Origin of the sequence: Aminipila sp. (genome assembly GCF_032051575.1) — a bacterium.
Classification (GTDB): Bacteria; Bacillota; Clostridia; order Peptostreptococcales; family Anaerovoracaceae; genus Aminipila.
Genome location: NZ_DAMBYD010000002.1, coordinates 331,034 through 346,099, shown reverse-complemented (window position 1 = coordinate 346,099; position 15,066 = coordinate 331,034). Strand labels below are relative to the sequence as shown.

Below are 15,066 nucleotides of genomic sequence, written 5' to 3'. Positions count from 1 at the left end.
CTTCAACCAAAAATCTTTATTTTGATACTAAGAAAGTGTTAGTATGCTAGTTATTACTTTGTTTGCAATTTTAGATTGCATGTTTTTCTTTTCTTATTCAATTAATGATTTCTAACAATAGTGTCAAATCTCATCAGCATTACTGCAACCTCTGCTCTGTTGGTTCCTGCCTTAGGCGTAATCATATTTCTGTCATTTCCCTTTATGATTCCCTGTGCATTTGCCCATGCCATAGCTTCTTTAGACCATGAAGAGACCTGAGTACCGTCTGCAAAAACAGAAATATTCTGAGTATCCTGTCCTCCTGTCTTTACAATACCCTTTTTCTGTGCCATTCTGTAAAGCAATGTAACAAGCTGCTCTCTTGTGATGTTTTCTTTTAATCTATTATTGTCCATAAGTCCATTCACATCTGAACCCATTCTTCCAATCACGATTCTGAACATTTCTCTTGTCATTGGATTGCTTGGACTGAAGGTAGTTTCTGTTGTTCCTGCAAACCATCCATTGCCTAAAACATAAACTGCACCTTCATAAAACCATGAGTCTTCTTTTACATCCTTAAAGCTTTTAACCTTTTCTGCACCTTTGTTTTTAACTGTTTCAAGGCTCTTTTGTGCTTCATTTTGGGCTGTTTTTGCTTCCTGCTTTGCAGGTTCTGTCTGTTTTGCTGTGTTACTACTGCTACCACCACTGTGATGTCCAGAACCGCCGCTAGAAGATCCACCGCCGCTATACTTTGTAACTGTCAGCTTACCTTTCCCCATTTGAATATCATAGTTTTTCTCTGTATCACCGCTTTGGTTAAACGTTGGTGCTGTGGTGAACACAATGTCAAAAGTACCTTCCTTTACAGCAGCAAGCTTTGTTCCGTTTTCCTGCGCCTCTATTACAACATCTTTAGCATTGGTTGCTGTGATCGTCTCTCCTTCAATCCCTGTTTCTATGCTCCAAGTATAAGCTGGGAAAGAAGCATTGGATTTAATACTTACTTCTTTTGGCTTTGCTGTGATTTGCTTTTTCGTAATTTCAAAACCAATAGTAGTTGTACCTGCATAGGCATTGGCACTTTCTCCGCTGACCGTAAGCATAAGGTTGTATTTTCCTGCATCCTTTGGTGCGGTTTCACTTTCGGCATAAGTTGTACCATCTCTCCCCACATATTTTGCTGTGTAGGTAATGTCAGACACAACTTGTTCCCCATTGTTGAAAGTCGGTGTACCTGTGTAAGCATAAGGTTTTCCGTTATATGTTCCGCCTGCAAACACAGCTTCAATGGTAAAAGGTATTTTATCTGTAGTTTTTACGGTCAAATCAGCGATAAAATCCTTGTAATTCTTAGAGGATGCTTTTATCTGAATGATTGAGGTTTTATCCTTATCCGCTACATTTGCAACCTTTAGGTTAATTTTACCATCTGCTATATCACTATCTATAGGATTCTGCTCTAAAACATTGTCCGTATTGGTTACAGTTCCTAGCGTATAGGTAATATCTCCAAAACTTTTGCCCTCAGCAAGAGCAGGAAGCAGCTTCGTTAGATCAAAGGTATATTCCTTTGCCAAGTCTTTTATCACTTGCGCTTCCTGATTTACCCCTGTGGCCGTTGCCTGTGTGATAACTACATTTCCACTGACAGTTGTTTTGTCAAGGCTATAATAGTCTTTATGGCTACCGCTCAAAGTTACATCTGCTACGTTAAATGCTTTGTCTATGCCAGCATTACCATCAGTGACTGTGCCGCTTGCGGTTGCGGTTACGGTATCACCAGGCAAAATATCGCTGCTGTTTAATGTCAAGTCAACCCCTATGAAGCTGTTTGTTCCGTCATATTCCTTGCTTGCAGTAGCACTAGAAGTATTAACCTCTGCGGAGGTGATGGCCTTTTTATTCAGCGTAATAGTTACCTTTTCGCTGTAATCTGCCATATTACTGTTACCCACATATTTTGCTGTAATAGTATTATCGCCGACAACAAGTCCTTTTTCTTTGGTATCACAGGTCATGGTATAAACCCCATTACTGTCCGCACTCACTGGGTCGGAAATTTGAGTATTCCCTACAAACAATGCCATCTGGTCTGCCGTTGGTGCAGAAAAGCTACGTAGCATTTTTAGATCATTTGTGGCAGATGCAGTACCGGTTGCCTTTGGTTTTGCAGTTACTGTGAGGGTATCGCCGTAGGTAACTTCAGTTGTTTCTTCTGCATCCTTGTATGTTTTCATACCGCCGTCAAAGGTGGTACCTGATTTAACAATATTGAAAGTTTTTTCAACTATGGTACCATTTGTAGAAGTAAAGACTATCTTTCCAGTTCCTACACTGGTATTGTTCTCATAGCTCTTGGTGTAGCCTGCGGTATCCACAGTAAACCCTTTGCCCATAAAGGTACGTAAAGAATTTACTGTCACAGTAGGAGTAATGACATTTCCGGTATAAAGTTGATTTGGAATATCTGGAATATCCTCAGAAGTAAATACCGTTGTTTCGAATATGCCAGAGCCTTGCAATGTACCTGTGCTTTCATCAGCAATGCTGCCCTCGGCTAATAAGGAACCATTATTTGATAATGTCCCTTCTATGGTAAGTTTACTTTCCCTTGGAATCGTCATTTCTTTTCCCTTTAATATTTCCACCGTATAACCCTTTGGAATCACTGCATTTCCCTTGATTATTTCAGGTTTACCATCCTCTGTCTGTGGCATATTAGGATAATAACAAAATACATTCTTAAAACCAGAGGCACTATCATCACTACTTGGATAAGGAATATAATTAGGATTTGTGCCTGTATAGTATACATATATATTGCTGGCAACATTTCCATTAGCACTACACGAAATATTACTGCCCATGCCAATTGGCATATTCACATCCCCCGTAACAATAACGTCAATGGATTCCGTTGCATTTCCGCCGTCAATGAATTTAATATTTCCACCATTAATAATAATTGATGTCTTTTTTACTTCTCCACTTGCTGCACCACCATCAAGCCTATAATCTTTAATTAGTAAATCTTCTGAGTTATCTATCTTTAAGTAGGTATAGCCTGCACCGTCATAGTATTTAATTTTTGAGTGCTCTGAGTCTGAACCGCTTTCTATGACAATAGGAACTCCGTTAGCATATATTACTTTATTATCCTTGTCTATGACAGGCTCAGTGCAAACCACTCCTGTTCCCTGCACATTTTCTGTTGCTACACCAATGATTTTTCCATTGTTGATTATAGTCCCTTTATTAGTAAGCACACCTCTTATAATAAGTATAGCATTTTCAGGAATCTCCAAGGTTTCATTACTATCTACCCAAAACTCGTCTTTTTCTGGAATCGTGTATTCTCCTTTGATTTTCCATTTCAATTCAGTTTCCTTATATAAAAGAGTGTCAAAAGTTTCAGGTTTTAAAGCATTGCTAACAACTTCAAGATAACCATTATCTGTGGAGTTTTCCCCACCACCCTCAATGGTTCCGCTTACCGTTCCCCCAGAAATCAGAAGGGTTGTATTTTGGACAGCATACCCTTTTCCTTGTCCATAAATATTTTCGACACTGCCACCAGTCATCTTGATATTAGAATTTGATTTTTCTTCCGAATTGCTTCCACCGTATATGGAATAGTCTGTTAAATCCTTAGAATAATTTCCGTTAAAATCCACATACAGTGCCTCTCCGTAAGAAATCTTGCTTTGATTGGCCGATGTGCCTGCTAAAATAGTGATAGGAATGCCATTTGCATAGACTGCTTTATTTGCATCATCTACTATAGGCGTTAATACGATAGAACCTGTACCTGGGACACTACCTTCTATATTGCCTTTTTTAATAATAGTTCCGTTATTTGTAAGATTTCCGTTGGGTGTAAGGTTACTTCCATCTGACACAATCATGGTTTCGTTTTCTGCAATGGTTATACTTAAATCATTAGTCAGGGCAACATTTCCTTTTACCATCCACTGCGTGTCCGTTTTATACAAAGCATTGGTAAACTTACTATAGTCTGTACTTAACTGAAGCGGTACTGTTACTAGGGCAGTTTTAACTCCGGTTACATCACCACCTCCTGGTTCTGATACCGGCATAACTTGGTTTACATTTCCACCTGTTATCTTAATCTCTGCATGTCCTACAGCGTACCACTCTGCGCCTCCACCGATAACCATACCCGCATGGTCCTGAGAAATATCTCCGCCTGTTATAGTGATATAGGCAGTGCCCTGAACCGCATGACCGATACCATAACCACCACCATAAACATTTCCAGAAACTTCAGCCGTCCCACTAATGTTTATATGGGCATCTCCACTAACATCAGCAGAATACCCTCCACCGTAGATATTACATACTCTTCCTCCTGTCATAGTAATCGAAGTATTTTCTATCTGACTTGAGTTACTTCCGCCATATATTTTATATTCTGACAAATCCGCCTCATCCTGAAAACCTCCTTCGTTGGGATTTAAATCAAGATATACATCATCTGTGCCATTATTGTATTTGATTTTTGTGTTTCTCACTCCACCTGTTAATGTGCCTGCTTCAATAGTAATCGGGGTGCCGTTTGCATAAATACTTTCATTTACCACATCAACAGTAGGTGTTATCAGACCTCCACTGCCTCCTGCAAAAACTAATTCAGGCATGCCCATCTGGAGCACTAAACCGACAGACAGAACTCCTGCAAAAATCTTGTTTACAATTTTAGGTTGCATATTTTCTTTTCCTTCTTTCTTAATTATTCTGAAAATAAAAACTAACGAAAAAACGGCAGTGTCGGTAATTTGAGTAACCTCAAGCACCGACATTACCGCTTTAAAAGTTCTACATTTAATTTATGGTTTGCTATTAGTTCTGTATCTTACACACATCACTCATATACAATTGCTATTAACGAGTTCTGGCAATCGTGTCAAATCTCATCAGCATTACTGCAACTTCTGCTCGGGAGGTTCCTGCCTTAGGCGTAATCATATTTCTGTCATTCCCCTTTATGATGCCCTGTTCATTTGCCCATGCCATAGCTTCTTTCGACCATGAAGAAACTTGAGTGCCATCTGCGAAAGCAGCAATATTCTGCGTATCCTGACCTCCAGCCTTCACAATACCCTTTTTCTGAGCCATTCTATAAAGCAATGTTGCAAGCTGCTCTCTTGTGATGTTTTCCTTTAATCTGTTATTGTCCATAAGACCATTCACATCTGAACCCATTCTTCCAAGTACGATTCTGAACATTTCCCTTGTCATTGGATTACTTGGGCTGAAAGTGGTTTCTGTAGTTCCTGCAAACCATCCATTGCCTAAGACATAAACTGTTCCCTCATAAAACCATGACCCTTCCTTTACATCCTTCAAGTTTTTAACCTTTTCTGCGCCATCCTTTTTAACTGTTTCAAGGCTCTTTGGTGTTGATGGTGTCTGTGCTGGTTTTCCCTCCTGCTTTGCAGTTTCTGTCGGTTTTACTATACTGCCACTTGCACTGCCGCCATGGCTATGTCCGCCACTGGATGAATTACCGCCAGAGCTTACTGTATAAGGCGTCACCGTACCTGTAAGTATGTTATAGTTATCCGTATCATCTGGTGTAAACATCCAGTTATATGCTGTATTTGCTGCAACTACAGTGTCGGTGCTCTCTGTCCATGCAAAGCTTCCTGAAGGCCAGTTTTCTGGTGCTGTAAGTGCTACCTCTGAAAGTTTCTTGCCTGCTTCTTTGATTACCGTAAATAGTGGAGTACCGCTTAATGTAGCCTTGCTCACCACTATATCAGCTAACCCCTCAGTAGCTAAATATTTTCCCATATCATCAGGTATAAAGCTCCATTTTGCTGAAGTGTCAGATACTTTTACCTTGTAGTCCGGTGATGTCCAGACAAATTTCCCATATACTGGATCCCCATTGTGGGTCGCGGAGCCTGTTATTCCTCTATCTGACATTTTTTCTCCGTAAACATAATGGAATACTCTCGATACTTCTGCTGTTGGAACTATTTTATTGGTAGAGTTTATATTTATATTTGCCTGCATGTCGTCATAATACTGGCTGTTTATTTTTATAGTAATAGTGCCTACGCTCTTTTCCACACTACTTGCCACATTTCTCACTGTTATGGTCAAGATACCGTCGGATATATTGCTGTCTGTTACAGCCGGATAATAATTCGTAGCATCACCTGATACCACCGAATAAATCACATTGCCAAAATCTACTCCGTTTGTCAGAAGGGATTTGAGATCAAATTGGTATATCTGTTCCAGACGGTTGTTTACATTTAGGCTTCCAGAATTAGACGTTTGTGCGCTGCCTTTTGATACCTCATCTGTTGCCGAAGATGTAAGTTCTCCTGTATAACCATCCACAGTTACAGTTACAGTCACAGTAATATTTTTTCCTATATCGCTTCCGGCTGTCGTATAAGTATTCTTATCAGCTCCGATGTTTACGCTGCCTGACTTCCACTGGTAATGAAGTACTGCGCCGTTTTGAATGCCTTGAGTCTCTGCCGTCAGTATTCCCCCTACATGAGCATCTCCTGTTATGGCGACTGTACCTTTCACTTCTGCTGTAAATGCCTCCGTACTAGATAAAATATTCCCGCTGTTATAGTCATCTGTACTCTTTAGTCTAACCTGTACATTTCCTGCGGTCACTGCTATATTTCCTACATTTATGATAAAGGTCGTGCAGTCCTTCCAGTTAGCGCCCCCATCTATACTATATTCGTACAAGGAAGCCCCATCATATCCTTCGGCAGCAGTAAAGGTGAAGGTATTTGCCGTATCATTCACTACACCGTTTGTGGGTGCAGCAACAGAAGCCGTAGCTTTGTTCACCACAAGAGTAACAGTTGTTGTGGACGGCGCATAATTACCGTCTATCGGCGTGAATGTAACGGAATACTCCGTCGCATTGCTGTCGGATACGAATGGTTTCGTTGCTCCGTTTGTCCACGCAAAGCTGCCTGCTACGTTACCACTCCCGCCTGAGAGAATGGAGTCCGAAAGCGTCTGTCCATACGTGATTGCGGAAGCTGTAGGCGCGGTGGTAATAGAAGACGTAGCCTTGTTGACCGTCAGCTTTACGGAAACCGTGATTGTATTATAACGCTCCGTATCCGTCGGCGTAAAGGTGACGGAATACTCCGTCGCATCGCTGTCGGATACGGATGGTTTCGTTGCTCCGTTTGTCCACGCAAAGCTGCCATCTACATTAGCTGTTCCGCCGGAAAGCGTGGAGTCCGCTAGTGTCTGCCCATATGTAATTGCCGAAGCGGCAGGTGCGGCGGTGCAATTGGGGTCACCTTTTTCTACCGTAATGGTGACAGAAATGTTGGTAATGATATTGTAGCTGGTGGTGTCATCGGGCGTATACTTGACCGTAAAGTTGTGATCTCCTATTTCTCCGACGGCGGTGTTTTCGGAAGCTTCCCATGAAAACCCCTCCGGCAGTGCCACATCTGCCAGCGTATCGCCCATGGTTGCCTTCAATCCAGTGGGTGCGGTGTAATCCGGATCACCCTTTGCCGTTGTGTTAGTGTTGCTTGAGCTTATGCTTCCAGTGCAGTTTTCCGCTACAACTGTTACGTTAATAACCTTGCCGAAGTCAGCCGCAACGAGGCTGTAGGTGTTTCCTATTGCTCCGGATATATTTGAACCATCCCTCGTCCATTGATAGGAGATTATTCCGAGACCACAATCCGGATCAGCGGTCAATGCACTCGTGTTCACACTAAGCACTTCACCGCACTTGAACGTCCCAGCTATGGAAATAGATCCGCCCAGCGTTGCTTTTTCTGTCGTTACAGAAAGCGCCGCGCTGGAGGGGGAAAATTTCATAGTATCAGTCCCCGCCATCCTTGCGTAAAAGCTGTAGGATGTGTTCGGACTCAGACCGGTAAAGGTTGTTCCACTCTGCCAGGTATAGCCGTCCATACTATATTCAGCACCCGTGATCGCATTCAGCGTGGCTGTGGTTTGCGTCTTGGACATCAGTGTAGGGTTTGAAGGCGCAGACTGCAGAGCCTTTACCATAAAGGTTTGCTCACCGAAAAGGCCTGAACCGTCTTGCGCCGTTGCACGAACAGTGACGGTGCCTGAGCCGGAGAGTTCTAATAAGCCTGATGTTGAAATAGAAGCAATACCAGAACCCGAAGATATGCTCCAAGTAACATCCTGCTTAGCCTCTGTTGGAGACACGGTTGCAGACAGTTGCGTGGTATCACCCACCGCAACATTGGTTTCACCGGCGCTTACTGTAATGCCGGTTACGATATTTGTGAGAATTGGAAGCGAGAGCTCGCCGTAAACGCCAGAACCGTCCTGCGCGGTTGCTCGGATCTTTACAGTTCCGGCCTTACCAACGCTGGATAGTCTAAGCATGTTTGCGGCGTCTACGTTGCCTTGGCCGTCACCATTTTCCATATTTACCGACCAGGTGACGTCTTTATTTGTGGTATTTGAAGGCTCAAAACTAACATACAACTGGAGTTGACCAGTCTTTCCGATACGGGTTGCCCCGTTTTCTCCTGTAACCGTAATGCCTGTTGCCATAACGTTTCCTGCGGTTAGCGTAACCGTATAGGAAGCAGATTCAGCCGCACCGTCATAGGCTGTGAACCGAAGCGTAGTGATTCCCGCAGTTTTAGGGATAAAAGAATAATTTTCGTCTGCCGGAACCGCAGTGCTGCTTCCGTTGGTGTATACCCTGTAGGTAAGTGTATTGCCGTCTATATCCGTGAAAATATCCGATAGTTTGAGAGTATAGGCGCTATTTACGGATACCGAAGCACTAGTCGTTGACGATACGCCAGATTTCAGCGCCGGTGCCGTGTTTGATGAACCCGTTACCGTAAGACCGATACTGATAGGCGTGCTTGCATAGTCGGAGTTGTCTCCTGAGCATATCTGTTCATTATAAATGAGCAGCTTATAAGATCCGGCTATTATGTCGGCAGAAATTGGTATTGATAAGGTTCCGCTGGCATTGGCGCTAAGCTTGGAATAATATTTAACCATGCTATCCGAATTGCTCACGAGAACGCAGGAAACATATTTTCCGCTTCCTGTCTGCGCACCGCTGTAGTTAAGGCTGATGGAGCTGCCCTGCGCCTTGGTCAGACTGGCCGGAGCACTGGCAATGTTAAGACCCAGGTTTGAGTCGAGTGTGGTAAACTTGACTTCACTGCTGAGAGCAACCGAATTCATTGTACCCACTGTCGTATCTTTGGTGCCCGATATTGGAGAAGCGTACAGCACTTTTGAAAGGTCAAGCGCAGTCCCTGGGCGAACACAATTTGCCTGTGTAATGGGAGGTCCATAGCTATTTACAACACCAGAGGATACTGTACGGGCGTTGCCGTATTGGTTCATTGTGCGCAGAACCCACGCTCCGTCGGCAAGGTCCAGCACACTAGAAGAGATTGTCGATGCCTCTGTTGCGCCCAGCGCCCAAATCTTTTGATTGGTCGGCTGCGTGCCGGAGACCTCGTCCAGTGTCAGACCGACCATGAGAGCTTGTTCGCGGGAATCATAAGAATTCGGCAGGTTGTTGATAAACGATTGCAGTGTGCTGCCCGAATAGGAAGTTGAATAGGTCTTATCGGCATCCAAAAATGCAGAAGACCCCATCGCCCCCTTTGCCAGCAGCGTTACATATTCACTGCCCTTGTCGATGCCAGTTCCGTTGAAACCCACTACATACCATCGCTGACCGCCAAAGCCGATCTGCGTTGTGTTGGATGCAAGCGTACTTCCGGAACCAACTCCCATGGATAAGCTCGTCATCCCGTAGGGAAGCTCACTGCTGGCTCTTGCGGGTATCGTCCATACCGATAGTATCCCTGCCACCATGATGAGCATCAAAAGTAAAGACAGTAGTTTTTGTTTTGTTTTTATCATTGCAGTTTTCTCCTTTTTATGATTATAAATAGGCATTTACAAAATGTCTTCTCCCATTGAGATCAATGGTTTTTCTTCTCCATATCCCTTCCCTTAAATATTTCCGCAGTAGTAATTTTCTGACGGAGTTACCCCACAAGCTTCTAATGCGTTTTCTATTGTCTTTCTGTCATACTTCAGCGTGAAATAAGAGATATTATGATCTCTGGCAAAGCGAACAAAATCTTCGTCGTCCGATACCCATATAATCTTTGCTTCTTTATTTTTATCTGCCGTTTGTCTAACGATTTCCATTCCCTTGGCTTTTGCCCATGCGATTAAGAGTATGTCATTGCCTCTTTTGTCCATTTCCATAAGGAACTCTTGTTTATCCCAAAAAGTTTTGATTTTCGGATAGTAATGACATTTTTCAAAATACTCCGTGGCATATTGTAATATTTCGTCTGCATTGTCAAAGTTGCTGCATAGTACAAAGTTCATTTTCCCACCTGCCCTTTATTTATTTCTTCATAAGTTAATCTCAATATTTTTTCCCGAGTTTAAGATTAACATTTTATTCTTATTTTTCAATGGATGTTCAGACAGTGGTATGAAAAACGGGGTGAGTGGTACGCAAAGGTGGCAATTTACAGCAATAGGCTAACAAATAATCTTGAATTTTTATGGTTTTTTCGATAAAATAGTATGTAATATATGGTTATACAACAAAACCTATGAACCATAGATTTATGATTTTTAGCATTATTCTCCGTGGGATGCTAAAAGCATCAGGCAGAATGTAAAAGGTGGTGAAAAAGTGCGAATCGCAGTAATTGATGATAACTCTTCCGACAGAGAAACAGCTATTAATCTTGCAAAGGACTATTTTAATCAAAGAAAAGAATATGAAAAAATGGAGATTATTTTTGATGAGTATGACAGCGGAGAAGCTTTTTTAAACGCTTACGTGAAGGGTGTCTATGATATTTTATTTTTGGATATCTATATGAATTCTTTAACGGGCATCGATGTGGCAAGACAAATTTCCTTAGCAGATGAAAATTGTCACCTCATATTCTTTACAAGTAGTGAGGAACATTATCCCGAGAGCTATGAGGTTCATGCCAAAGGTTATGTAACAAAACCTTTGAAAGAATCCTCTTTTTCATTTTGTAATGCTATGGATTATGTGATGAAACAATTCTCTCTGCAATTTTTCGGTCTCAACATCCTTGTAAATGGTGCAGAAGCTTTTTGTACATTTAGAGAAATTTTGTATTTTGAAATGAATAATGGCAAGCTATATCTTCACCTTTTAGAAAAATCTTTTGAGCTATCAGGAAAGTATTCCAATTATTCGCAGGAACTATTAACAGATAACCGTTTTATGGAATGCTACAGAAACCTAATTGTAAATATGGACTACATACAAAATTATAGTGAGAATAACTTTTTGCTAAAGAATAATGAAGAAATCCCAATTAGCCGGCGAAAAAAGCAACTGGTACTCAATCAATATATGAAATACTTTTTAGGAAAGGGGAAAATGTAGATGGTCTTTGTGATAAACAGCATTTTAATCTCTATTATAGAACTGGCTGGTGTTTTCCTTCGATATATCCCTTTCCATACCATTCTTTCCAGCAAGCAGAAAAAGCAGTTACTCTTTTCATATAGTGCTTTTTTTATTGTTCAGCTTGTGGTGATGCTATTGTTTTTCTCAAGTTTTCCCCTTGCTCCAAGGAGTTATAAATTGGTTAACCTCTGCGGTGGAATTTGTTACTTTATGATAAATTGTATCTTCATTCCACATCAGTTTTTTAAGCATACTTTTATTCTCGCCATACAAGCTACCTATTTTTTATTCCTTCATTCGTTCATTGCTCTACTAATAGGCAGGTATTTTTTAGGTATCCCTGTGACCCGACAATTTTTCATTGAAAGTTTGGGATTTCTAATCCTTTTAGTTTTATTTTCCTATCCCCTTTGGAGACTTTTAAAAAATTCTTTTATCCCACAAATTGCAGAGGAAAAAAATTATTACTGGAAATGGATTTGGCTGGTTCCTTGTTTTACCCTGCTAGGAAATATGATTATTACTATGGATAGCGAATGGATTTCCACATGGAAACAATTTATTGCAAGATTCTTTATGGCTGCTACTGTCATTGTATCCTGGAAATGTATCAGCCTTGATTTTCAAGAATTAGAAGAAAAAATTAGAGTAAAAAATCAAAATGAATTACTGGGTTTGCAAATAAAATCCATCTCGGATAACGCGCATTTAATTGAAGAAAAGGAAGAAAAAATAAAAATACTGCGGCATGATATGAGACACCAGATACAAATGCTTTTTTCGTTTATTTCAGAAAATGAAAATGCCCAAGCGCTTACTATAATAAAGAAGCTCAATAGTGAATTATCGCCTATATGCATAGCAAAGTTCTGTCAAAACCAGATTATAAATTCGGCGATTTCCATCTATGCCGATAAAGCCGTTTCCTCCCAGACAGAATTGGAATACGAAATAGCTTTACCAAAGAAATTGCCTTTTGATGAAAATGATATGGCCATTTTGTTTGCCAACGTACTGGAAAATGCAGTAAATGCAAGCTTATCACAGGTGGAAGAAAATCGGTTTATGAAAATCAAGTCTAGGTATGAACAAAACCAAATGGTAATTCTAGTAGAAAATTACTTTTTGGGAGATATTCTATTTGATAATAAGGGCATTCCCGTTTCTCAGCAAAACGGTCACGGTTTCGGTACAAAGTCTATTCTATCTATTGTAAAAAAATATAATGGAACGGCTGTATTTACCCATGAGAATAATATTTTTACGGCAGGATTTATATTCTTTAACCCACAGAAAGCCCCAGCCTAGACTAAAATTCACCCCAGTTGTTCGGCATTATACTATACAGAAAACAAGTGGGGTGTTTTACTGTTCACATCTGACTGCTTAAAAGGCTATTGAAATCTTTCTGCTTTTACGCTTATACTGATATACACTATTGGATAAACGTTCTTCTACTGCCACTTGCTCCGTATTTACACTTCGGACAAGTTCTTTCAGCCATTCTACATTTTCTGACTGTGAAGATACTGCAATAACTTCATGTATTGAAGATGGTAAAATAAATAAATCTGATTCTAGTTTTTGCGCCAGTTTATACAATTCTTCTTCATAAGTCATACTTATGGCACCGTTGACCCCCATATCATTACTTATGACATAGAAATTAGATTTTTCTTCTACATTTTCCTCTAACATATCCCCTATTACATCATCTAATCTTTTAATCATAATAGGCAATAACGTCTTAGTATTCTGACTGGCAGTTTTATAAAGTTCATCTTCTGTCATATTTAGCATTTTCATAAATTGATAATCCACTAAAACTGTTCCCAACTCACCATTACTTGCTGGAACCATAAGCTTATAAATAATAGATAAGTCTAAGAAGCTTCGATGTGGAGCATTTTCTAATAATTCTAAGTTGTCCTGTGTATTAATTAGAATCATAATCAAGGTATGTTTTAGTTCAGAAATATTTTCCGTAATAGGCTGAGGCTTTAGATTTTTAAAGGCATAATCTATAATTAGTGCAATTTGATGTAAAGATTTTTCTAAATCTTCATGTTGTTTAAAATCCTCATACATATGCTCTAAGTAGATATTGGGCGTAGCCCTCCATTCTTTACTTTCTTTTGGAATTAAGTTTAAACAATCTAAAGTCTGATTTACTTTTTTAACCCTGTCAACTTTCACTTCGTAATCGGTATACTCCTCAGGCATAAAACCTATTATTTTATTCAATACACCTTCCTTAAACAACTCATAGTTTATCATGAATCTCATCCTCCCATAATTTTACATATTTATTATTTATTTACATTATATTCTAATAAAATATTTTTGCAAGGGAGTTTTGTAAAAATATGTAAAAAAATACTGCATCAATAATTTTTAATAATTTGATACAGTACTTTAATATTTTCTATCTATTTATATCATCTAATTTCATGGTTTTTGGGTTTATTGTACAGATAAGCTGCAATAACTACCGTTACAGGTACCGCAAATAATATACCCGTACTGCCTATTATGCCTTGCAGTACCTCCACTATAATCATTTCCATATTAAATAAATAAAGTGGATCTTTATTGGATGCTACTATAAGCAGAACGGTTGCCAAAGAGCCCCCAATATAAGCCAGGATCAATGTATTTGTCATGGTGCCTATTGCATCTTTTCCGATATTCATACCGGATTGAATCATCCTCTTGGCTGATTTTTCTCCCATAGTTTCTGAAAGTTCATTCATAGCAGAAGCAATAGATAACGCTACATCCATTACTGCCCCCAGTGAACCGATTACAATACTTCCCCACACAATCGCTCTTAAATCTATAGGATGTTCACTGTTAACATACATCAAAAACAAACAATCCTCATCTACAACTCCTGTTATTCCAAGCAAGTGATTTGTAAAAAGTGCCAGCAGTCCTGCCACTGCTACACCTCCCATATTTCCCAGTATGGCACAAAGAGTCTTTATATTTACTCCATTGATAAAGGTCTGACTCATTAAAATAATAAATATTGAAATGACAATGGTTGCCAAATAGATGTTTTGTCCACTTAAAATGGCAGGGATATACACTAAAAACACACCTGCGGCTGTAAAAATAAGTGACACAATGGTAGCAACACCTTTTGATCTTCCTATGAATATAATAAGGGCAAAAAATACGAGACAAATAATAATTATGTAATTAATTCTATTGTAGTCTATAAACATCCATGTTTCCTGAGTACCCGCCGTACCTGATGGATCTGAAACATAAGAAACCACTATGCTGTCACCCTTTTCTATGGTCTTAGACTGCACCGCATACATATAGTCAATATATTGGAGCATGGTGACTTCTTTTCCCTTATATGGACCGCTTGTAAATTCTGCTTTAAAATAGACACTTTTACTGGATACGGAAGAAGCTCCGGCATCCAGGCTTATTTCGTTGACTTTAACATCCTCAAGACCTATAACCGTAGCCCTGTAAAACTGGTCACTCTTTGTCAGAAGCTGAGCATGAAATGCATTTGCTCCAATAAATACAAACAAAGTAGACAATATGGTTATAATAATAAATGTAATAACATATTTAGTAAAATATTTTTTCAA

Annotated in this window: 7 protein-coding genes; 2 read left to right on the top strand and 5 right to left on the bottom strand. The window is 39.9% G+C overall.

Annotation, left to right across the window (positions count from 1 at the left end; translation table 11 throughout):
* Positions 1 to 101: 101 nt before the first annotated feature.
* The 3 genes from RTW14_RS03855 to RTW14_RS03845 form a co-directional block, all read right to left on the bottom strand.
* The gene (locus tag RTW14_RS03855; protein ID WP_312648371.1) at positions 102 to 4,715 is read right to left on the bottom strand and encodes an S-layer homology domain-containing protein; all 4,614 of its coding nucleotides are present in this window, start codon (positions 4,713 to 4,715) and stop codon (positions 102 to 104) included.
* 175 nt (positions 4,716 to 4,890) lie between these two features.
* The gene (locus tag RTW14_RS03850; protein ID WP_312648370.1) at positions 4,891 to 9,369 is read right to left on the bottom strand and encodes an Ig-like domain-containing protein; all 4,479 of its coding nucleotides are present in this window, start codon (positions 9,367 to 9,369) and stop codon (positions 4,891 to 4,893) included.
* A 621-nt stretch (positions 9,370 to 9,990) separates the two neighbouring features.
* On the bottom strand, positions 9,991 to 10,377 hold the full coding sequence (locus tag RTW14_RS03845) for a hypothetical protein (protein ID WP_312648369.1): 387 nt from the start codon (positions 10,375 to 10,377) through the stop codon (positions 9,991 to 9,993).
* A gap of 316 nt (positions 10,378 to 10,693) precedes the next feature.
* On the opposite strand from RTW14_RS03845, the gene RTW14_RS03840 reads away from it, so the two are divergent.
* A complete protein-coding gene (locus RTW14_RS03840; RefSeq protein ID WP_312648368.1) occupies positions 10,694 to 11,428 on the top strand; it encodes a LytR/AlgR family response regulator transcription factor in 735 nt (244 codons plus the stop codon).
* Entirely contained in the window at positions 11,429 to 12,760 is a 1,332-nt protein-coding gene (locus tag RTW14_RS03835) for an ATP-binding protein (protein ID WP_312648367.1), read from the top strand.
* 78 nt (positions 12,761 to 12,838) lie between these two features.
* Here the strand turns inward: RTW14_RS03835 and RTW14_RS03830 are convergent, their stop codons facing one another.
* Positions 12,839 to 13,729 carry a DUF5688 family protein gene (locus RTW14_RS03830; protein ID WP_312648366.1) on the bottom strand — a complete coding sequence of 297 codons (891 nt, stop codon included), beginning with the start codon at positions 13,727 to 13,729 and terminating at the stop codon, positions 12,839 to 12,841.
* A gap of 161 nt (positions 13,730 to 13,890) precedes the next feature.
* Complete coding sequence (locus RTW14_RS03825) at positions 13,891 to 15,066, bottom strand: YibE/F family protein (RefSeq protein WP_312648365.1); 1,176 nt, start codon at positions 15,064 to 15,066, stop codon at positions 13,891 to 13,893.

What these genes read in the sequence shown, in the direction of transcription:
- RTW14_RS03855 (WP_312648371.1), bottom strand. Translation starts at nt 4,715, where the DNA reads ATGCAACCTAAAATTGTAAACAAGATTTTTGCAGGAGTTCTGTCTGTC.
- RTW14_RS03850 (WP_312648370.1), bottom strand. Translation starts at nt 9,369, where the DNA reads ATGAACCAATACGGCAACGCCCGTACAGTATCCTCTGGTGTTGTAAAT.
- RTW14_RS03845 (WP_312648369.1), bottom strand. Translation starts at nt 10,377, where the DNA reads ATGAACTTTGTACTATGCAGCAACTTTGACAATGCAGACGAAATATTA.
- RTW14_RS03835 (WP_312648367.1), top strand. Translation starts at nt 11,429, where the DNA reads ATGGTCTTTGTGATAAACAGCATTTTAATCTCTATTATAGAACTGGCT.
- RTW14_RS03830 (WP_312648366.1), bottom strand. Translation starts at nt 13,729, where the DNA reads ATGATAAACTATGAGTTGTTTAAGGAAGGTGTATTGAATAAAATAATA.